Below are 20675 nucleotides of genomic sequence, written 5' to 3'. Positions count from 1 at the left end.
TACAGATTTGAGCCAAGCGCACATGGAGATTCTGGCGTGTTTGGCAACAATAAATGGAGGAAACAAGATGGAAATTAGAAAACCAGCCATTGCAGGTACTTTAGAATCCAGCGATGCACAGGTGATGGTGGAGCCTTGTGACAGTGGCATCGACTTTACCTTGGACAGCACCGTCATTCACCAATTTGGCGACCAGATTAAGGCGGTCACCATGGCGACTTTGGCAAATTTCAACGTCACCAACGTGAAAATCACCATTGTAGACAAGGGGGCACTGGATTGCACCTTGAAAGCCCGCATTGAAGGGGCGCTGTTGCGTGCCAACGACCAGTTTGAAAATCTGCCATGGGGAGGTGCCATTCGATGATGGAATTACAACCTTTGGAAGTCCGCAAAAAGCGTCTGCGCCGTTCCATGATGTTCCTCAATTGCCAAAAACCCAGCCTCATCAAAGACCCCTACATCTACAAGCCCGACAGCATTATGCTGGACTTGGAAGACGCCGTGGCCATGAACCAAAAGGACACCGCACGGCTGTCTTTGTACCATGCCCTGCAAGAAATTGACTACCGTGGCGTGGAACGGATTGTCCGCATCAACGGCCTAGACAGCGAGTATTGGCGTGAGGATATTCGTGCCGCTGTGGCTGGCGGTTGCGACGGTATTCGCATCCCCAAAACCGAAATTCCTGCCGACGTGCAACTGGTGGAACAAGCCATCGTTGCCGCTGAGCAAGAGTTCAATCGCCCAGAGGGTGCCACCCTCATCATGGCTGCCATCGAGTCTGCCAAAGGCGTGATGAAGGCCTATGACATCTGCCAAGCGAGTGAGCGATTGTTCGGTTTGGCGCTCTCTGGTGGCGACTACACCAAGGATATGCAAACCCGTATTTCTGGCACTGGTGTGGAGCTGTTGGGCGCACGGCAAAACCTGCTGATTGCCGCCCGTGCCACTGGCATCCAGTGCTTTGACACCGTGTACACCGATCTTGACAACATGGAAGGCTTCCGCCATGACGTGGAAACCATCCACCTCATGGGCTTTGACGGTAAGTCCATCGTCAACCCCCGTCAAATCGAAATCGTCCATGATATTTTCACACCCACACCCAAAGACATCCTCTTTGCACAAAAAGTTGTCCACGAAATCGACACCAAAAAAGCCCAAGGCGTCGGTGTGTTCACCGTGGACGGAAAAATGATTGACATTGCCTTCTACGACGGGGCAAAACGCACCATTGCGCTGGCAAAAGCCTCTGGTGTTTACAAGGGGGATTTGGTATGATTAACGCTGTGGGACGGGATATTCCAGAGGAAATTCTGGAAATCACCAACAAAGAAGTGTTCCAAGGAAACGGATATAAAGACGGCTATACCTATAAAAAAGACGGCGCCAACACCAAATGCGTCATCCATAATAAGTCCAACAAACTGGTCGGCTCCCTCCGCAAAGCCATCGAAAAATGTGGCATTCGGGACGGCATGACACTGGGTTTTCATCACCATTTCCGTGAAGGCGATTACATTGTCAACATGGTCATGAAAGAAATCCACGACATGGGCATTAAAAATCTGACCTTGTGTGCCAGCTCCTTGGGCAAGGCCCACGACCCCATTGTGCCTTACATCGAGGACGGCACCATCACCAACATCCAATCCTCTGGTGTGCGTGGCAAAATTGGCGATGCCATCTCCGCTGGCAAACTCCAAGGTTTGGCCATCATGCGCTCTCACGGCGGTCGTGTCCGTGCCATTGAAACGGGGGAAACCCGTATCGACATTGCCTTCATCGGCACCCCCACCTGCGACGATTACGGCAACTGCCGTGGCATTGGTGGCAAGTCCAACTGCGGCGTGCTGTCTTACGCTGTGGTGGATGGTTTGCATGCCGACCGTGTCATTGCCATTACCGATACGCTGGTGCCATTCCCCAACTTCCCAGCTCACATTTCCATGACCAACGTGGACTATGTGGTGGAAGTGGATAGCGTGGGTGACCCCAACAAAATCGCCACGGGTGCCGCCAAGCCCACCACTGATATGCGCAAGCTGATGATGGCGGATTACTGCACTCAATTTGTGGCAAATGCCCCTTATTTTAAGGACGGTTTTTCCTATCAAACAGGGGTGGGCGGTGCGTCTATTGCCTCCACCATTTCCCTTTCTAAGATTATGAAAGAGCGGAACATCCGTATGCGCTTCGGGGTTGGCGGTTTGACCAAGCCCATGTGCGATTTGTTAATCAACGACCAAGTGGACTGTCTGCTAGACACCCAAGACTTTGACTTGGACGCTGTGGAATCGGTGAAAGCTCTGAAGCATTTCCGCATTTCCGCAGGCGAATATGCCGACCCATTTAACAAGGGTGCCGTGGTGAATAAGCTGGACTTTGTGATTTTGGCAGCACTGGAAGTGGACGTTCATTTCAACTGCAATGTGGTGGTAGGCTCTGACGGCACCATCACTGGGGCACAAGGCGGTCACCCTGACACCGCCGCTGGTGCCAAATGCACCATCGTCATTGCGCCACTACTGCAAGGCAGAATTCCTGCCATTTGTAGCGATGTGACCACGGTCACCACCCCCGGCGAAAGCGTGGACGTGGTCATCACTGACTATGGCATCGCAATCAACCCTCTGCGTCAAGATTTGATGGACGCCATGAAAGACGTGGATTTGCCCTTCACCACCATCGAACACCTGCGAGACATTGCCTATGAAATCACAGGCGCACCCAAACGGGTAGAATTCGCAGACCGTGTGGTGGGAGTCATCGAAGCTCGAGACGGCACCATCATGGATGTGGTGCGCCAAGTAAAACCCTTTGCCTTTGCGGAGTAACTGCACCGAATGGTTTGTGGGAGACTGGCCTCGCAAGGGCGTTTCGGAGCCCAACTGCCGAAGGCGGCACTTAGGGCTATTTGCGAGTAAATAGCACAAAATGGCATCGCGCAAGCAATGCTAAGAGGGAGTATAAAAAGTGGCTCGCCACTTTTTATACTCCCTCTTTTTTTAGGAATTGGAGGATGATTTCACATGAATGCACAATACGTAATTTAGCGGTTTGTCAAATATAAAAAACCTGACTTTTGTGTGACGAATCTCATCGCTCTATCCCTAAAAGTGGAAATGCAAATAGACCGATTAAATCTCTTATTTAATCGGTCTATTTGCATAAGGAACACGCAAATCATTGGTTACATTCTTGCATATTTATCCTTGAATTTTCCAATTTGGTGTGATAGAATAGATGCAAAGCGTACAAAAATCGTACAAAAAACGGACATTCTCAGAGTGCCTTACTACATAACAAAAGTTATGTTGCAAAGTAGAGGCGCGTTTATGAGCAGACAGGAACGCTTTGAGGAATAATTAAACAGAGAATTAGAGTGTAACTTTCTATCAGATTTAGGTGCACCTAAATACGTTTATCGCTACATACTGAGTACCGAGAGCATCGCTACTACCATCCAAGAAACACGAGCTGAATTTTTAAGCAATAAGCGCCGTCCGAAGTCACCCGAGTATTCAGCACAGCTGTTTTTACAAAATGATAGATGTATATTGCCACCTATAGAAGAGCAATTGCTGTGGGCATACATGGTGAGATACGGTGAAAAACTGCATCGCTGGCACAGACTGCGAGGTGCGCAAAAAAACCTGTGAAGCCAGAGCCACGGCGACAGCGCAACCCACGGACGGACTTGACTGGCCTTCAATTTGGGCGGTTGACCGTGGTGGAGCGACAAGGCATAGACAGAGAATCCCTCTGGCTTTCGTGGCGTGAGCCAACGCCCCAACGGCACCTTCCGTGTCAGCATCACGTTCAAGGGCAAACGCTATGAGCTGGGCACATATAAAGCCAAGGAAGAATCCATCGAGGCCAGACTAGCTGGCGAAGTGATGGTGGATGACTTTGTAGAAGCGGTTCGGGCTCAACAGACTGTCACATAATGTTCCCACTGTACTACATAGAATATCAGATACAAAGGGGTACTTCGTTAAATCGGAATTGGCCCTGTTGCGACCCTAAAAAACGGAAGGGGGGTGTTGCATTTTGATGTGTTTGATGGTGGCCAATACGGCCTCCATGATTGCCGAGTTTAATCTTCCCAACTTAACGCTCCTGAAATCCTTGGGCTACCAAGTGCAGGTGGCTTGTAATTTTGAACAGGGAAACACCTGCTCAGCGCAAAAAATAGAACGGCTGAAAAGACAGCTCAACGAAATGGATATCCCGTTTCACCAGATTGATTTTCCACGCTCTGTCAACCCTCTGGCGCTGATACGCGCTGGCGGTCAGTTGAGAAAGCTGTTGCAAGCATATGCCTTTGATGTTATCCACACCCATACCCCACTGACCAGCGCCTTGGTGCGGATGGAGGCAGATGGTCATAGTAAGATAATTTACACGGCCCATGGGCTTCACTTTTTCAAGGGAGCGCCCCTTCACTATTGGCTTGTGTATTACCCCATTGAACGGTGGTTGGCCAAGAAAACAGATGTGCTCATCACCATCAACCAAGAGGATTTTCACCGTGCCAAAGCCCACTTGAAAGCCAAACGTGTGGTCTATATCCCCGGCATTGGGGTGGATGTGGACGCATTTTCCGCCCATACCATCGACAAAACAGCGAAGCGCAAAGAACTGGGTTTGGAGGAAGACGACACCGTAATCCTATCGGTGGGAGAACTCTCCAAGCGAAAAAACCATCAGGTGATGATCCGTGCGCTGGGTCAGCTCAATCGCCCCAACCTCCACTACCTCATCGCCGGTCAAGGCCAAGAAGAACAACGGCTTTTGCGTCTGGCTTGTACTCTGGGGGTGCATCTTCACCTGTTGGGGTATCGGGAAGATGTAAAGGATTTGTATGCCATTGCAGATGTCTTTTGCCTGCCGTCTAAGCGAGAAGGTTTGGGCATTGCTGGCATTGAAGCCATGGCCATGGGGCTACCACTTTTGACATCCCATGTAGGCGGCATCCAAGATTATGCCATCCATGGGGTGACGGGGTATGTGTGTGAGAAAAATTGTCCAAGGGTCTATGCTCAGGGGATTGAGGCACTACTGTTAAACGAAAAGCCCGTGTGCGACAGCCAAGATAATAAGCGCATTGCCAGTCAATTTGACATGAAGTATGCCAAGACGTGCATGGAAATAATCTATAAAACGCTCTATCCCAAGTGCGGCGAAAGGAACTGCGATGACCCACCCCACACCAACGCCTAAAGTGTCTGTTATATTGGCCACTTACAACGGAGCGTCTACCATTGATATGGCGATTGATTCCATTGTGAAGCAGAGTTTCACCGATTGGGAACTGATTGTCTGTGACGATGGATCCACCGATGGCACCTATCCAAAGCTACTGGAGTGGCAAGAAAAGGACAATCGAATTCGGGTGGTACGCAACGGACAAAACCTTGGGATTGCCGCCGCATCCAACCACTGTCTCCGCTATGTCGCAGGTCAATATATTGCCAAAATGGACGATGATGATGTAAGCGACCCACGGCGGTTTGCCTTGCAAGTGCTCTTTTTGGACAGCCACCAGTCAATCGCTTTTTGTGGCACTGGTTATCATCTCTATGATGGAACCACAATGCAAGCCACGCCCCAACTGATACCTTACCCCCAAAAGAAAGATTTTCTCTGGAACCAGCCCTTCCTCCACCCGTCCTGTATGTTTCGCCGTAATGCCATTGATGCAGTGAACGGTTATCGCACAGCAAAAGAAACCGCCAGAGCTGAGGACTATGATATGTTGATGAGGATGTATGCCCTTGGTTTGAAGGGCTGCAATCTGCCAGAGCCATGCTATTGCTATCGGGTGACCCTAGCAGATATGAAGAAAAAGAGACGGTATCGCTTTCGGGTGGACGAATGTGTTGTACGATGGAAAGGTTTTTCCAAACTGGGAATTTTATTCCCAGTGGGTTGGATATTTGTACTAAAACCACTCTTTGTGGGGTTGCTTCCCCATCGTATGCTCTATCGCATCCACAGAAAAGATATCTGCGACACAAAGGATTTGCCATGAACATTGGTATTCTAACGATGTACCCCCACAATTATAACTATGGCGGCGTCCTGCAAAGCTACGCCCTGCCTGTTTTTTGCAAGCAACATTTGTCATGCCGGGCCTACCAGATGCCCTCTGACTATTCTGCCAGGATAAATCTAAGACGGTGCCCTTGGTGGCAACATTACAGCAACAAAGACAGGTGGAAACGATGGCTGTCGGCCCATGTCTACACCGTAATCCGTAGAAATGACAAAGATCTCAGAATACAACAATTCAAAGCCTTTGAATCTCAAATTCCCACTGCCACCCAAGGCTTCGATGCCGTTGTGGTAGGCAGTGACCAAGTGTGGAACCCCCATTGGTTTTGCAGAACTTTTTTTGCACCACCTGTACCGTTGAATGTTCCTGTTATCGCCTACGCCGCCAGCTTTGGAGTCAGCGCCTTAACCCAGAAGGAAGCGTCTATCATGCTACCGCTGATAGAACGATTTCAGGCCATTTCTGTCCGAGAACCCAGTGCAAAAACCAATGTCATTAAGATAAGCCTGGGTGCTACAAGAAAAACACCCAGAACCTTTTAAAAAAAGCTTGACAATTACAAAAAAATGTGCGGTCGCCTTCATTGACCAAAGTCAATGAAGGCGACCCTTGTTATTGAGCATAACGCTGATAACAAAGGAGATGCACACATGACATTCACAACAAAAAACATAAAAAGAACACTAAAAAAATCCATAAAAGCCCTTTCGCAAAACGCTGTAAAATATGCTGAAAATCCAGAAAAAGACTTCACCCGAAATAGGAAGTTACCATTTGAAAAAGTAATTGAAACAACCTTATCTCTCACAGGAAAAACACTATATGGGGAATTATCCGAACAATTCGGCATACATTCATCCTCACCTACAGTATCCGCTTTTGTGCAACAACGAAACAAAATCAAATCAACTGCCTTCGAGGATTTATTCCACCAATTTGTTGCCGAAACAAACCAACCCATCACCCACCGTGGCTACCGCCTTTTGGCTGTGGATGGCTCTAGTTTGCACGTTCCCACCAACCCAAAGGAAGTGGATTCTTACCATCAAAAGGCCAATGACTCCAAGCCTTTTAACCTTTTGCACCTCAACGCCATGTACGATATTTTGCGCAAAACCTACGTGGATGCAACGGTTGAAAAGGGTGAAAACAAGGCCTTTGCCACCATGGTGGCACGTAATCAATCAAAAGTACCCACCATTTACATTGCTGATAGAGGCTACGAATCGTACAATAATTTCGCTCATGTGCAAGAAAGAGGGCAAAAATTCCTTGTCAGAGTGAAGGATTCTGCTTCACGCAACGGTATTTGTCACGGATTATCTTTGCCTGTTGGTGAGGAGTTTGACGTTTCACTGACGCTACACATTTCACGCAAGCAAACAGCGCAAGCCAAAAATCAAAACCTGAAATTTATCGCCCATAGTTCACCATTTGATTTTTTACCCTGCAAAACAAAGAAAAATGAAAAAATCGAGCCATATCCGTTACATATTCGCCTCGTTTGCTTTAAACTTTCTGAAAATTCTTACGAAACGGTTGCCACAAATTTGGATAAAAGTGAATTTGATTCTGCTGCCCTCAAGGATTTGTACGCCAAGCGATGGGGTATCGAAACGTCCTTCCGCTCTTTGAAATTCACCGTCGGATTGCTGTATTTTCACAGCAAAAAGACGAAGCTTCTTCTTCAAGAAATCTTCGCCAAGTTGATTATATACAATTTTACACAGTTGATAACCTCGTGCATTGCTGTAAAAAAAGTTACCAGAAAGCGGGTTTATCAAATAAATTTCGCTGTTGCCACTCAAATTTGTCGTAAATTCTTTGGGAAGAATGTACCCGTCGCCGAAGTTGAAGCCTGCATCGCAAAAAACCTAACACCCATGCGAAATTTGCCCTCAAACCCACGCAAGCGACGCAACACGAACCCCAGAACCGACACCTCTTTTTTCTATCGCTTGGCGTAATGCCACGTTATAAGGACAAGCAAGCAGATTGAAAAATCTGCTTGCTTGTCCTGCGCATTTTTAGATTCCGATGATTTTTTATTAGCTGTTCTTGCGTTTCAATAGCTTAACTTAATGACATTGGTATTTTCACAGCAAAAAGACGAAGCTTCTTCTTCAAGAAATCTTCGCCAAGTTGATTATATACAATTTTACACAGTTGATAACCTCGTGCATTGCTGTAAAAAAAGTTACCAGAAAGCGGGTTTATCAAATAAATTTCGCTGTTGCCACTCAAATTTGTCGTAAATTCTTTGGGAAGAATGTACCCGTCGCCGAAGTTGAAGCCTGCATCGCAAAAAACCTAACACCCATGCGAAATTTGCCCTCAAACCCACGCAAGCGACGCAACACGAACCCCAGAACCGACACCTCTTTTTTCTATCGCTTGGCGTAATGCCACGTTATAAGGACAAGCAAGCAGATTGAAAAATCTGCTTGCTTGTCCTGCGCATTTTTAGATTCCGATGATTTTTTATTAGCTGTTCTTGCGTTTCAATAGCTTAACTTAATGACATTGGTGCAAAAACACTGCTCCAGCCCCATCTAAACCGTGAACTCTCTGTGGTCTGTGACCCTGTGCTACTCTTAGACCCAGACCACTGGCAACAGCGTGCCACATCGCCCCTCTCTGGCAAGGACTATGTCTTCGCCTATCTGCTGGGGCATCGGCAGGAAAATCGTGAGATTGCCACCCAAGTGGCAAAAGGGAAGGCCTTGCCACTGGCACATATCCCATATGTCCACTTTCGATACAACCGCTATGATGCACACTTTGGAGATTGGACGTTGCCCCACGTTTCGCCAACAGACTTTTTAGGCCTGATACGAGACAGCGCCTATGTGGTCACCGATTCTTACCACGGCGTTCTCTTCTCCCTGATTTTTCAGCGTCCCTTTGTGGCATTGCTCCGCAACCACCAAAACGAGAGCAACAATATGAACAGCCGTCTGGTGGACTTACTCACAGAATTAAACCTACAAGACAGAGTTGTCACCACCCCAGAAGCGGTGCGTCGCTGTCTGCAGATGCCGATAGATTACCCCACAGTCAACGCCTTGTTGACCGCACAAAAAGCCCATTCCATCGCCTTTTTGGAGCAAGCGTTGCGGAGGGAAGCGCCATGAACCAAACCACCGCCTATGTGGCCTACAACCGAGACAGCGCCATTCGTCAGGCCAGTTCCTCTGGCGGTATTTTCACTGCCCTAGCCAGTCATATCATCGCCCAAGGTGGCGTGGTGTTTGGCGCCTGCTTTGACGATGGGTTCCAAGTTGTACACCGCAAAATGGAAACCATAGACGACCTAGCCGCCTGTCGAGGCTCCAAATATGTCAAGAGCGACCTGGGCGACAGCTATCAGCAAGCCAAAGCTTCTCTCCAACAAGGGGTACCCGTCCTCTTCACTGGCACGCCCTGCCAAATCGCTGGGCTGTATGCCTATCTGGACAGGGCGTATCACAATCTATACACCCACGATTTCATCTGTCATGGGGTTCCGCTCCCAGCGGTTTGGAACCGCTATCTATCCCACATCCAGAAAGAGGGTGCCTGCCTTTGTCAGCTGTCCCATCGAGACAAGATAGAGGGCTGGAAACGCTTTTCCCTCTCCCGTGGCTATGACGATGGCACCTACATCCACCAAACATTGGACAAAGACCCCTATCTGCAAGCCTTTTTAAGCGACCTATGCCTACTGCCCAGTTGCTATCACTGTCCCCACAAGGGGCTACACCGCCCAGCGGATTTGACCTTGGCCGATGCTTGGGGCGCAGAACATTACGCCCCCCACTGGGACGATGATTTGGGGCTGTCGCTGATCCTGATACACAGTCCCAAGGGGCAATCACTGCTAGAGGCCATGGCACCACACATCGCCATGGAAGGGGTGGATATCCACCAAGCCAGCCGATACAACCCCTCTCTCACCCAATCTGCCCCTGTTCATCCCAATGGAAAGCGGTTTCTGTCTGACTTGGACACCTACCCCTTCCCCCAAGCTGTGGCACGCAATGCCAAACGACCCCTAGCCCACCGCATTCTACGGCGCTTGCGCCATATCATTTGAATCTACAACAGAAAGGAGACCACCGCATTGAAGACACAATCCCATGCACAATGGAAACAGCCCCTAGCCGTGGTCGCCCTTTTTGTCACATTGGGCTATGGCATTACCCTCTTTTTAAGTGATGGAATCCACACCAAGGTGTTCACCTTGCTACTGGTTCTGGTGGCCTTGATGGTCACGGTGCTTTGGCGCAAAAAGATACACTGCTCCCCCATGCTGTGGGTGCTTTTCCATAGCTACATCCTCTTTCTGGGGGTCACCACCCTCTATGCCAGCGCCAAGTCCATCGCCTTAACAGAGTATTTGGTGGTGTTGGTGGGGGCGGCCTTTTTCCTACTGTTTGTGGCCTTTTCTGGTTCTGATACCGCCTTGATCTGGGGCGGTGTGGGACTGGTGACCGCCGTGGCCTTTCTTTCGGTGGAAGGGGCGACACTCCATTGGCTTTCCCCCCTGCTAGAACGGTTCATCTCTGGCACAGAGGTTGCCGCTATGTCCTATTACGATGGCGAACGGCTCTTCTCCTTCTGGGGCAACCCCAATGTGTTCACCACCATTTTGGGCATTGGCCTTTTTCTCACAGATTCCCTGTTTTTGAGCCACAAACAAGGCAAACGGCGGTATGTTCTGGCCATTGCACTGGTGCTACAAGCCTATGTGCTCTTTTTATCCATGAGTTTGGCTGGGTTGGCCTGTTTCGGGCTATCCGTCCTGCTGTTTCTCCTGTTTTTACCCAAGGGAAGTCGATTCCCTCACGTTCTCCACCTGCTGTTCATTGCCCTGTTGGCCTTCTTCGCTTTTTTGGTCACAGGTGGCAGTTTTGTAGGCAGTTATACCAATCGCCAAGTTTCTGGCAGTCCTCTGCCTCTGGCACTGGTGGTACTGCTGGGCATTCTGTTGGCCATCTTAGACCCCTTGACATGGCATTATGGTCGGCGTTGGCAGAAAAAAGTGATTCCCTTCACCGTGAGCGGATTGGCGGTGCTACTGCTTTACCTGCTGGTCGGCTTCCAATGGACACAAACGGCAACGCTAGAGCAAGGTGGACGGCTTAACCGTATCCTCTACCTAGAGCCCGGAGACTATGACCTGACCGTCCACCTGTCGGATGCCAGCCCACCCATGGTGCTGGATATGGTGCTGGAGGACATGGGTTCCCTGTTAGACGGCGACACTGGCCAGACCCAAAGCTTCACCTTAGAAGATGGCGACACCATCTCCTTCACCGTGACCCAAGAGGTGGTGCAAGTGAATTTCTTGCTCAGCGCCGCCCAAGCGGAGGGGGCATGGCTAGAAGCCATCACCTATACCGATGGCGTTTCAGAGGGTTCCATCCCCACAGAATATGTCCTCTTCCCTGAGAGCATGGTTTCTCGGTTGCAGGGACTTACCACCAACGACAGTGTGCTCATTCGCTGGGAACAGATGAAAAACGCTTGGACGCTGTTTTTAGAAAAGCCCCTATTGGGCTACGGCTTGGGTGGCTTTGACAGCCAAGTGCAGCGTGTGCAAACCTTCCGCTATGTCTCCACCCAACCCCACAGCCACTTTGCCAAGATGCTGGTGGAGGGGGGACTGGTGGGCTTTGGGCTGTACATCAGCCTGCTGACCTGCGCCGCTTATTTGCTTATACGTGGTCGTGATAGACCCCTTGCACCCTATCTTTGGGGTGGACTGATGATGATTGTGCTCCATGGGGGCACGGAGCTGTCCATCTCCCAGTGCAGTGGCTTTGCCTTTATGGTCTTCATCCTTGCCCTCATTGCAAGGCAGACAAAACAGCCACTGGGCAAGATACAAACCCTGCTCCCCATGGGCTATGCCCTGTTTTTCACCCTGCTATGTGGCAACACCTACGCCCAATATCGGGTGAATACCCAGACGCAAGATGCAGCGTTGATGGTAGAAAATGCCAAAATTGACTTCTACCAAGGAGACAACTACAAAATCAGCTACGCCTTGGGCTATGCCTACACAGGGGATACAACCATGGCAGAGCAGGCGGAAATCTATCTCGCCGAATTGGAGCAAACCCCCAGCAACAGCCTGCTCCACCAGTTGTTCACCTATTACCTCGTCCAAGGGGACTATCCACAGGCAGAGCGTTACGCCCAGGCCTATCTCTCTGCCGCACCCCTCAATGGCGACCATTGGGAAGCGGTGCTTCAAACCTATATGACCACCGTTGGCCTGTCGGATTTTTACGACGACAGGGACAACTGCACGGCTTGGGTGGAACATATATTGACGCAGCTGGACAGTCAAAACCAAATGGCCATCAGTCCAGTCACTTTAAACCAGACCCTGCTCACCCAAGTGGCGGTCTTTCGCTACGGTGGCACATTAGCAGACTGGAACGCTTTTGCAACCTATTTGCAAGGAGGAAGCTATGACTAAACAAATCAAAAAACAACTGCGATGTCTATTGGCAGTGCTACTGGTGATGAGCCAGATGGTCACCATGGCGGCGGCGGCGTATACCATTACGTTTAATGGGAGTGTTCCCACTACTGCACCTACTGGTGCCACAGTGACGTGGAATCTAGATACGAGCGCCAGTGGCACTACTAATGGCAATACTTACACGGTTAGCACAGAATCGAAGTATGATTATTCTGACATTCTGGAGCTAGTGGATGTTCCAACGGCTACCTTGGTCGGATATACATTTCGAAATTGGGCTGACGCTTTGGGTTCTGCTCCAAGCAGCAACGACTCCACTAACCCTTCATACTACGTCTTTAGTAGTAATACCACCTACTACGCCAATTGGACAGCCAATCAATATACTGTGACCCTTGACGGGAACGGTGGTACGTTTGGCGATGATGAGACCAAGGAAATCACCCAAGACTATGACTATAACACCGTGATAACCGATACCCCCACCCGAGAGGGCTATGATTTTACTGGGTGGTATGATACTAAGGTTGCGGATGGTGCAACTTCATCCGATACCACAGAAAACAAGGTCACCAACATCCCTGTGGTTGGCGATGACGACACCCTCACACTCTATGCTGGCTGGCAAGTCCAAACATACGATGTGACCTTTGAAACTGTGACAGATGTGAGCTACACTGGTGACAGCACAGCCACCTATGGGGAGGCATTTACCTTTGAGGTAAGCAGTACTGGTGAGGGCACAACAATCACTGGCGTCTACTATACAGTGGATAACGGTAAACCAACCCCACTATCGGGGACTGCTGACTCCTACACCATCCTTAGCGATGAAGTCACTGGCGACATCAACATTTTCGTAACCACCAACTCGCTCTTTTCCGTGCAGTTCCAAACTGCTACCGATGAGCCCCACGGCAGCGTTTCTGGCACCACGTTTTTTATTGTTGAAAAAGATAAGACTGACACTTATACTGGCCTAACCGTGACCACAAATACGGGTTATGAACTCACAGGTTGGACAACTGACACAGATCCCACCAGCACTGTATCTGACCCAACTGATGTAACGGTCACCGCCGACGTCACCTACACCGCTGTGTTTGAACCGATTGACTATACTATCACCTATAATCTTAATGAGGGCACAAATTACGTGGATGCCCCCACAAGCTACACCATCGAAGACACCATCATCCTAGGAACCCCCACCAAAACAGGCTATGACTTTGGTGGTTGGTACAACGGTGCTAGTAAAGTTGAGACTATCAACGAGCAAACGGGTGCTCTGACCCTCACCGCCAAGTGGACAGCCACGGAGTATGGCATCACCTATAATCTTGATGGTGGCACAAATGACAGCAAAAACCCCACAATCTACACCATCGAAGACGACATCACCTTAGAAGACCCCACCAAAGAAGGCTATGACTTTGATGGTTGGTATACAGATGAAACATGCCAAACTGCCCAAGGAACCACCATCGATGTGGGAACCACAGGTGCCGTCACCCTCTACGCCAAGTGGACGGCCAACACCTACTACTTGACCTTTGACGCAGCTGGTGGCACAGTTGCAGAAGATAGTCTCGTCGAACTAACCGAAATGACCGTCACCTACGACGACGAAATCAGCACTTTACCTGTGGTGACCAAAGACGGCTACGAATTTGATGGTTGGTATATTGGTACCGACAAGATTACTGCGGACGGTAATTGGACGTACGCCGAGAACAAAACTGCCACCGCCAAGTGGACGGCTAAAACCTACGACTTGACCTTTAACGCAGCTGGTGGCAGTGTTGACCCAGCCAGCATGACCGTCACCTACGACGACGAAATCGGCACCCTGCCTGTGGTGACCAAAGACGGCTACACCTTCGATGGTTGGTATATTGGTGAAACTCTCATCGATAAGGATACGGTTTGGAACTACACCGAAGGCAAAGAAGCCACCGCCCAATGGACAGCCAACGAATACGCTGTGACCTTCACGGTAACCGAGGGCGTAGCGTTCACAGTTGTTGGTGGGCTCGACGATACTGACGGCTACACCGCCACCTATGACCAAACAGAAGACATCACCTTCGAAATCTCGCTGACCGATGTGGATGTTAACTTTGTGACCTACAAGGTGGGTACAGCTGCTGCAGTGGAGATTGAGCCAGTCGACGGCATCTACACCGTTCCTGCCAGTGCCATTACAGGGGTCATTGTCATCAGCGCGAATGTAACTGGATTACACGTTGTCACGTTTGAGGCAGGGGAGAACGGCACTCTCGTCGGTGGCACCACCTCCTACAGTGTGCGAGATGGCGAAGAACCCGATACTATCCCCACCCCCACCCCCAACGCAGGCTATGAGTTCAAAGAGTGGCAAAATGCTGGCGATGCGGTTGACTTCGTAGATGAAGATGTAACCATCACCGCCGCCACCACCTTTACCGCGGTGTTTGAACCTAAGACCTACACCGTTTCCTACGTTATGAATGATGCTGGAGCTGACCCCGTAGCCGACGGGACTGTCCACTATGGAGAGACCCTTCCTCTGCCAGAAGATCCAGAATATTCTGATTCCGAAAGCGATTATCACTTCAACGGTTGGGTCGTGGTTGTCGATGGCGAAGATGGTAAAGAAACCAAAACTGTAACCGCTGCAACGGTCATCGGCACCGATATCATCGACCCTGATATCATCGACTCCGAAACAATCACCGTCTATGCCACATGGAAAACAATCAATGTCGATATCTCTATCGATATTGATGTTAACGTTGATGTTGACGTTGACGTCAGTGCAGGAAGTTCTGATGAAGATGTTGCTGAAATTGAAGCTGAAAAGGACGCAATTATAGCATTTAACGAAAAGCAAGAAGATCCAAGCGAGAACTTCCTGTGGTTTACCATCGATTTAACAGGTACCGTTGTTACCGTAGCAGTGGATGCCACAACTGGCGAAGTCACTGAAACGACGGAAAAGGTCGATGTCTACGAAATCACTGGGCCAGAAGGCTACCTAGCCCCATCGGTGTGCTGGTTGACTTCGATTTGGAAGGCAAGGAGAATCTCAAGCTGTACCGCTATCATGACGAAGAAAATGGCAACACCGAGTTGAAACCCGGAGAAACCAGTGACGCTATTACGGAAGGAAATGTAACCCTCTTTGAGGAAGTTTACGAAAGACAAGAAGCAACAGATGATAGCTACTATAATTTCTCCATCTATGGATTCAGTTCAGCCAGTGTCTACTTCGGCGATGAAACTTTGACCAACGAGGATACTGAAACAACGGGTAACGTGGCCATCTACTCTGGTAAGTTCTCCACCTTCGCCATTGGCTATGACAATGTGAAATCCTCTGGCGGCACGTCTTACTACAACTCCACTCTGGCGGACACCACCGACGGCAGTGCATCCCTCAGTTCCGCCAAAAATACACTCAATAGCACAGTTACTGTCACCACTACCCCTGACGATGGCTATGCGGTGGAGAGCGTTTTGGTGACATACGGAAACGGTCGCACCGTTTCTGTCACCGACAATGGCGACGGCACTTATAGCTACCTGCAACCCGGCGCCGCTGCCACTGTGACCGTGACCTTTATCAGTGAGGATGCCGAAGGAACGACAGGTGATGCCGCAAGCCTGAACCGTGACGACCACAACGCCTACATCCAAGGCTATGACGACGGCACGTTCCGCCCCAACAGCTACATCACAAGAGCCCAAACCACGGTGATTTTCTCCCGTCTCATCACCGACGTGATGGACATGGACACCGCCTACTCCAACAGCTTTAGCGATGTGCCAAGCTCCGCTTGGTATGCCAACGCCATTGGCTTTATGGAAGACTACGGCATCGTCAATGGCTTCGTCGATGGCACCTTCCGTGGTGACGACTACATCACAAGAGCCCAATTTGCCGCCATTGTCAGCCGTTTTGACGATTTGACCCTCAGCGACGAGAATATCTTCTCCGATGTGGCAGATGATTACTGGGCTGTAGACTACATCAACTCCGCTGTGGCCAACGGCTGGATTATGGGTTACAGCGACGGCACCTTCCACCCCGACGACTATATCACACGGGCGGAGGCAGTCACCCTCGTCAACCGTGTCCTGATCCGCTATGCAGATACTGACTATGTGGATGAAAATTTGGACACCCTGAACACCTATGTGGATGTAGCCCCAGACTACTGGGCCTATTACAACATCCTAGAAGCCTCCAACAAACACGATTATGATCGTGAAGACGACGGCGTAAGCGAAACATGGACCTCTCATTGATGGCGATGTAGACCATATCTTGGTCAGATGCAACCCAGTATCTGACCAAGGCTTAGGTGGAGCACCCCTTCACCCAAGCCTTCCTTGCCCTGAAAATCAAATGACGAAAAACATCCTGTATTTTAGAGAGAATCTCTAAAATACAGGGTGTTTTGTTTGTCAATCACCATCACCCGATCTAAGATGCGAAATAAACAATCTTTGATGGGTGGATTTGCATTCACCGAATTTTGTAGGGAGCTGTTTAACTGCCTAACCGACGCATTGAATGGCGCCATAACTTGCACATTTTCCCCTGCCAAATATCGTTTCGTTGCCTCCACGCAGAGGGCTTTCTCTGGGGTTTGTAGGTCGGTTTGAAACACAAAGCTGTCATCAAATCGCAAGTCCGCTAAGCTGTGGCACTGATTAAATTGCTCCACATTGTAGGCCAATGCCGAGGACTTGTCCTGTTGGCGATGGTGGGTGGTCAATGTGTACCGTGGGATGCCCAGCGCCAACAAATCTGCCATCACATTGCCACTGCCTACCGACAAAAGTTGGTTGGGATCGCCCACCAAAACCACGGTGCACCGAGGGTTTACAATGGTCAAAATACCTGCCAGCAACTCTAGCGACAACATACTGGCTTCATCGATTACCACCAAATCCACTTCCTGCCACTGGATTTTAGCAAGAAAATCATCATCTTCAGGCGTTTTCCCCAATGTGCTGTGGACAGTACGAGCGGGATAGGTTGTTCGCGTGGTGATATTTCGGGCGCCTTTTCCAGTCGGCGCACACAAGACAACCCCTTTCCCATGAGACAAAAATATATTTGTCAAACAGTGAATCAGAGTGCTCTTTCCTGTGCCAGCGCCGCCTAAAATACAGGACAATCGATGCTGGCAAGCCAGATTTATGGCATCACGTTGCTGAGATGTAAGCGTCACATCCCCTACAGATAACGTCGCAGGTGTGGCACTATGCAACTGCCCAGTATTGCGCTTCAAAATATCGGCAAGTGTGACAGCGGCAGCTTCTTCGCATTGCCAAATGTGTTTTAAGTAAAGCCGCCGCCCTTCTAGATGTAAGAAATTCTCGTGAAACAGCTCTTGCAAGTATCCTGCAAATGCCCTCTGGGTCAAATCGGGCAGGCTGCGGTTACAAAGTTTCCACAACAGTTCCTTGGAAATATAGGCATCTCCATTTTGAAAGTGTTTTTCCAGTGTTTTCAACACCGCCTTAGCGCCAGCACTGAGGTGGTAGTAACTCATACCACCACCTCCTTCAGCCCTGCCAACAAGGTGGTCACACGTAAAAGGTTTTCCACAAATTCTGCATCTGCATCTTCTAGGTGTGCAATCTTTTCCACATCTTGATGCAATTGTTCTAATTGTGCCTTTAGACTTTTCAAAATGCGAGGGCTAGGGCGCACCACAACATCCTCTTGCAACACACGCTTGCACAGATACTCCTGCTTGCACAGCCCTGACAGAGCAACCATGCGGTCTAACCGCTCTGCTTCTTGGGGTGACACCCGAAAGGCTACCGTTTTGTTGCGCCAACGATTTTTGGGGTCCAATTTCTTGTGTGACAGTAGCAATCACCCACTTCCTGATCCAATTGGAAGGCAATATCCGCCTGTACCGATGGAAATAGATGGGCATAGCGGAAGGTGATGTCGATGCTCTTGTGGCCCACACGCTGTGCAATGGCCACGGCATGATAGCCCATGTGAATCAGCAAGCTACCATAAGAGTTTACTCCTTTGACAAATTGTACAAAAATTTTATCTATAACTATGTGAATTATCCAAATTTTATCTAGTTATAGATTGGGAAAGAGAGTGTGCCTATGCCTATTTCCGATGCAAGACGCCGAGCCAATGAAAAATGGCAAAAAGAAAAAACAGATGAAATCAAAGTCCGTGTCCCAAAAGGGCAAAAAGAGCGCCTCCGTGCCCAAGCCACCAAAAAAGGCGAATCCCTCAACGGCTTGTTCCAACGGCTCATCAATCAGGAATTGGAAGAAGAGTGAACAAATTCAAAAATTTTTAGGTTATAAATGTTACTATAAAAGTTAGTCACCTCACTCCTTGATGCTACATCAAGAAATTTTAAATTTTTTATGATGTTGACATACTTTCGTTTTTTGCGTATAATAATAGTAACGACAGGCAACGTCTGAGTGTCTGCCAAGTGTTGATGTACAGGGGGGTATCGGAACGCCTTGCTGTACGGAGCTTTCCGCAGGGGTTGTGCAGCTAACCTCGAACCGATTAGGTAGAAATACCGAACGAAAATGCTCATAAGCCACTTTGTGCAAACAAGGTGGCTTATTTTATTAGAGAGGGACACTATGGACAAATTACTTGTGTGTGCAACAGCCTTTCACAATTTGCTTGATGTTGAATACAGAATTGTGTTAGGGCGAAAAAATCAACTTACCGAATTACATATAAGATTTGAAGCAGTACATTTTCATCATTTAATGGGACTTGGAAAGCTCAAAGATTTGCAAGTTGCTACAAGAAATCGTAGTCAAATTTTTGGCGAAATTTTAAGTGGTTCGTTTTCTTATCAAGATATTGCAATCAGTGACTTTGTAGGACAAATCGAAAATTACTTTTCTCCCCTTTCACAGATAGAAACGGTATTTGATAATAACAATCTAGTATTTCGCTATAATGAAAGGCTTCATAGTTTTTCAATGATTCAAGCGGATTTCTTACTATCTACTCCTATTGATGGAAATGATATTTACGTTAAAAATTTCTGGTTAGTAGCACAAGGCTACGGACCAGAAATTTTTATGCTTTTCGATGGTGAACGGTCAATGTGCTTAGTCTATAATACCTAACATTTTCAGGCCTTTGTGCTATTTGGATTGGAGCCCTTGAGTTCAATTACCCATGGTGGTCAAACTGGCAAATTTTGAGAAACTCTTTAAACTTTTGTGGCGGATGTATGCTATACTATAGGTAAAAGCCTTTGGTGCTAGGATTGTTATTTTGGAGAAGGAGTCAGCTATGAAAGTATGTATGATTACAGCGGAAAATGTATCCTTTTTTCAGCATTTTTTGGATAGGGAATTTGCAAGTGACGTTATTTCTTACGGATTGATGGCAGAAGGTGTGGCTTGTGGATGCGCACAGGTGACATTGGACCAAGGGCAAGGCAAGTTGTGTCATATGTTTGTGGCACCCACCTTTCGTAGACTTGGTGGCGGGACCCTTTTGTTACAGACCATAGGGAGAGAACTAAAGCGCCATGGAGTGGAGCGCATCACAGCTTCAGCCGCCTATCTGACCTATGGTGAGATGGCATATGTGGGGCACTTTTTAAAAGGGTGCCATTGGGTGGAGCAACCTGTCACCAGTTGGCGCTACACCTTCCCTTTGGCACAGGCTTGCGCCCAATATGCCAAGGCTCCGGTGAAGGACAAAGGTCTAATTCCCTTTGGCAAAATCATCCCAGCTCAGCAAAGAAGCTTGCTGAAAACCATGTCCAATCCAGAGGCGAAGCGGGAACTGCAAGAGATTTTGAACCTGCCAGATTTGTGCCCCCATGCCAGTGTATTGGCCTTGGGGCAAAGGCAATTAGACGGCTATTTAATGGTGCGCCGTTGGGACGATAAGATGGAACTGGTAGGACTGCGTCACATGGGGCGTGATAGCACGGCGCTTTATGGCATGATTGGGGCTTGCTTTGCGTGGGCAGAGCCTGTAGCTACACCAGATACCATGGTGGATATGTTGATTACCAATGAAAAAGTGAAGTCCTTGGCACAGCATATGTTAAAAGATGTGGCCTATAGCGCCACCCCTGTCCATCACTTTGTACATATACTTTAATAGGAGGTTGC

At 48.9% G+C, this 20675-nt stretch carries 20 protein-coding genes and 1 pseudogene; 18 read left to right on the top strand and 3 right to left on the bottom strand.

The genetic code is table 11. The features are described 5' to 3' along the window. Window positions 1–67 precede the first annotated feature (67 nt). The 15 genes from citD (at window position 68) to RFF05_RS09985 (ending at window position 16829) form a co-directional block, all read left to right on the top strand. A complete protein-coding gene (citD, locus tag RFF05_RS10055) occupies window positions 68–367 on the top strand; it encodes a citrate lyase acyl carrier protein (protein ID WP_409966971.1) in 300 nt (99 codons plus the stop codon). Beyond that, window positions 364–1284: an aldolase/citrate lyase family protein gene (locus tag RFF05_RS10050; protein WP_409966970.1), complete on the top strand. Its 921-nt coding sequence runs from the start codon at window positions 364–366 to the stop codon at window positions 1282–1284. The genes citD and RFF05_RS10050 overlap by 4 nt, the downstream gene beginning before the upstream one ends. Beyond that, window positions 1281–2840 carry a citrate lyase subunit alpha gene (gene citF, locus RFF05_RS10045; protein WP_409966969.1) on the top strand — a complete coding sequence of 520 codons (1560 nt, stop codon included), beginning with the start codon at window positions 1281–1283 and terminating at the stop codon, window positions 2838–2840. Before RFF05_RS10050 ends, citF begins: the two co-directional genes overlap by 4 nt. Before the next feature lie 772 nt (window positions 2841–3612). Further along, a complete protein-coding gene (locus RFF05_RS10040) occupies window positions 3613–3786 on the top strand; it encodes a hypothetical protein (RefSeq protein WP_409966968.1) in 174 nt (57 codons plus the stop codon). Beyond that, window positions 3783–3953 (top strand): hypothetical protein, encoded by a 171-nt coding sequence (locus RFF05_RS10035; RefSeq protein ID WP_409966967.1) that lies wholly within the window; start codon window positions 3783–3785, stop codon window positions 3951–3953. The genes RFF05_RS10040 and RFF05_RS10035 overlap by 4 nt, the downstream gene beginning before the upstream one ends. Window positions 3954–4059: 106 nt before the next feature. Beyond that, window positions 4060–5229 (top strand): glycosyltransferase family 4 protein, encoded by a 1170-nt coding sequence (locus tag RFF05_RS10030; RefSeq protein WP_409970104.1) that lies wholly within the window; start codon window positions 4060–4062, stop codon window positions 5227–5229. Window position 5230: 1 nt separating this feature from the next. After that, window positions 5231–6040: a glycosyltransferase family 2 protein gene (locus tag RFF05_RS10025; protein ID WP_409966966.1), complete on the top strand. Its 810-nt coding sequence runs from the start codon at window positions 5231–5233 to the stop codon at window positions 6038–6040. Then, the gene (locus tag RFF05_RS10020) at window positions 6037–6606 is read left to right on the top strand and encodes a polysaccharide pyruvyl transferase family protein (RefSeq protein WP_409966965.1); all 570 of its coding nucleotides are present in this window, start codon (window positions 6037–6039) and stop codon (window positions 6604–6606) included. Before RFF05_RS10025 ends, RFF05_RS10020 begins: the two co-directional genes overlap by 4 nt. Window positions 6607–6660: 54 nt before the next feature. Next, complete coding sequence (locus RFF05_RS10015) at window positions 6661–8031, top strand: IS4 family transposase (RefSeq protein WP_409966964.1); 1371 nt, start codon at window positions 6661–6663, stop codon at window positions 8029–8031. A 175-nt stretch (window positions 8032–8206) separates the two neighbouring features. Next, on the top strand, window positions 8207–8467 hold the full coding sequence (locus tag RFF05_RS10010) for a hypothetical protein (protein WP_409966963.1): 261 nt from the start codon (window positions 8207–8209) through the stop codon (window positions 8465–8467). A 167-nt stretch (window positions 8468–8634) separates the two neighbouring features. Further along, entirely contained in the window at window positions 8635–9198 is a 564-nt protein-coding gene (locus tag RFF05_RS10005) for a polysaccharide pyruvyl transferase family protein (RefSeq protein WP_409966962.1), read from the top strand. Next, complete coding sequence (locus RFF05_RS10000) at window positions 9195–10139, top strand: Coenzyme F420 hydrogenase/dehydrogenase, beta subunit C-terminal domain (protein WP_409966961.1); 945 nt, start codon at window positions 9195–9197, stop codon at window positions 10137–10139. The genes RFF05_RS10005 and RFF05_RS10000 overlap by 4 nt, the downstream gene beginning before the upstream one ends. A 27-nt stretch (window positions 10140–10166) precedes the next feature. Continuing rightward, window positions 10167–12533: an O-antigen ligase family protein gene (locus RFF05_RS09995; RefSeq protein ID WP_409966960.1), complete on the top strand. Its 2367-nt coding sequence runs from the start codon at window positions 10167–10169 to the stop codon at window positions 12531–12533. Further along, on the top strand, window positions 12526–15654 hold the full coding sequence (locus RFF05_RS09990; RefSeq protein ID WP_409966959.1) for an InlB B-repeat-containing protein: 3129 nt from the start codon (window positions 12526–12528) through the stop codon (window positions 15652–15654). The genes RFF05_RS09995 and RFF05_RS09990 overlap by 8 nt, the downstream gene beginning before the upstream one ends. Beyond that, a complete protein-coding gene (locus RFF05_RS09985; RefSeq protein WP_409966958.1) occupies window positions 15570–16829 on the top strand; it encodes an S-layer homology domain-containing protein in 1260 nt (419 codons plus the stop codon). Before RFF05_RS09990 ends, RFF05_RS09985 begins: the two co-directional genes overlap by 85 nt. 122 nt (window positions 16830–16951) lie before the next feature. On the opposite strand, the gene RFF05_RS09980 is transcribed toward RFF05_RS09985, so the two are convergent. The 3 genes and pseudogenes from RFF05_RS09980 to RFF05_RS09970 form a co-directional block, all read right to left on the bottom strand. After that, window positions 16952–18085: an ATP-dependent RecD-like DNA helicase gene (locus RFF05_RS09980; protein ID WP_409966957.1), complete on the bottom strand. Its 1134-nt coding sequence runs from the start codon at window positions 18083–18085 to the stop codon at window positions 16952–16954. Next, window positions 18082–18348, bottom strand: coding sequence for a plasmid mobilization protein (locus RFF05_RS09975; RefSeq protein ID WP_409966956.1), 267 nt, complete (start codon window positions 18346–18348; stop codon window positions 18082–18084). Before RFF05_RS09975 ends, RFF05_RS09980 begins: the two co-directional genes overlap by 4 nt. An 8-nt stretch (window positions 18349–18356) precedes the next feature. After that, a pseudogene (locus tag RFF05_RS09970) lies at window positions 18357–18572 on the bottom strand (hypothetical protein); the annotation flags it as partial. 93 nt (window positions 18573–18665) lie between these two features. Between RFF05_RS09970 and RFF05_RS09965 the strand changes: the two are divergent. The 3 genes from RFF05_RS09965 (at window position 18666) to RFF05_RS09955 (ending at window position 20664) form a co-directional block, all read left to right on the top strand. Beyond that, window positions 18666–18848 carry a hypothetical protein gene (locus RFF05_RS09965; protein ID WP_409966955.1) on the top strand — a complete coding sequence of 61 codons (183 nt, stop codon included), beginning with the start codon at window positions 18666–18668 and terminating at the stop codon, window positions 18846–18848. A gap of 321 nt (window positions 18849–19169) precedes the next feature. After that, on the top strand, window positions 19170–19670 hold the full coding sequence (locus RFF05_RS09960) for a PBECR4 domain-containing protein (protein WP_409966954.1): 501 nt from the start codon (window positions 19170–19172) through the stop codon (window positions 19668–19670). Between the two features lie 169 nt (window positions 19671–19839). Continuing rightward, window positions 19840–20664, top strand: a complete 825-nt coding sequence (locus RFF05_RS09955; protein ID WP_409966953.1) for a GNAT family N-acetyltransferase — start codon at window positions 19840–19842, stop codon at window positions 20662–20664. Window positions 20665–20675: the final 11 nt, after the last annotated feature.

The organism is Bengtsoniella intestinalis (assembly GCF_039719005.1).
Taxonomy (GTDB): domain Bacteria; phylum Bacillota; class Clostridia; order Oscillospirales; family Oscillospiraceae; genus Oscillibacter; species Oscillibacter intestinalis.
Note: the sequence above shows the minus strand (reverse complement) of the source record. Positions and strands in the feature narration are given on the sequence as shown.

Excerpts from the sequence above, each read along its gene's own strand:
- citD (WP_409966971.1), top strand. The coding sequence starts at position 68 with ATGGAAATTAGAAAACCAGCCATTGCAGGTACTTTAGAATCCAGCGAT.
- RFF05_RS10050 (WP_409966970.1), top strand. The coding sequence starts at position 364 with ATGATGGAATTACAACCTTTGGAAGTCCGCAAAAAGCGTCTGCGCCGT.
- citF (WP_409966969.1), top strand. The coding sequence starts at position 1,281 with ATGATTAACGCTGTGGGACGGGATATTCCAGAGGAAATTCTGGAAATC.
- RFF05_RS10030 (WP_409970104.1), top strand. The coding sequence starts at position 4,060 with ATGTGTTTGATGGTGGCCAATACGGCCTCCATGATTGCCGAGTTTAAT.
- RFF05_RS10020 (WP_409966965.1), top strand. The coding sequence starts at position 6,037 with ATGAACATTGGTATTCTAACGATGTACCCCCACAATTATAACTATGGC.
- RFF05_RS10015 (WP_409966964.1), top strand. The coding sequence starts at position 6,661 with ATGAAGGCGACCCTTGTTATTGAGCATAACGCTGATAACAAAGGAGAT.
- RFF05_RS10000 (WP_409966961.1), top strand. The coding sequence starts at position 9,195 with ATGAACCAAACCACCGCCTATGTGGCCTACAACCGAGACAGCGCCATT.
- RFF05_RS09990 (WP_409966959.1), top strand. The coding sequence starts at position 12,526 with ATGACTAAACAAATCAAAAAACAACTGCGATGTCTATTGGCAGTGCTA.
- RFF05_RS09980 (WP_409966957.1), bottom strand. The coding sequence starts at position 18,085 with ATGAGTTACTACCACCTCAGTGCTGGCGCTAAGGCGGTGTTGAAAACA.
- RFF05_RS09965 (WP_409966955.1), top strand. The coding sequence starts at position 18,666 with ATGCCTATTTCCGATGCAAGACGCCGAGCCAATGAAAAATGGCAAAAA.
- RFF05_RS09960 (WP_409966954.1), top strand. The coding sequence starts at position 19,170 with ATGGACAAATTACTTGTGTGTGCAACAGCCTTTCACAATTTGCTTGAT.
- RFF05_RS09955 (WP_409966953.1), top strand. The coding sequence starts at position 19,840 with ATGAAAGTATGTATGATTACAGCGGAAAATGTATCCTTTTTTCAGCAT.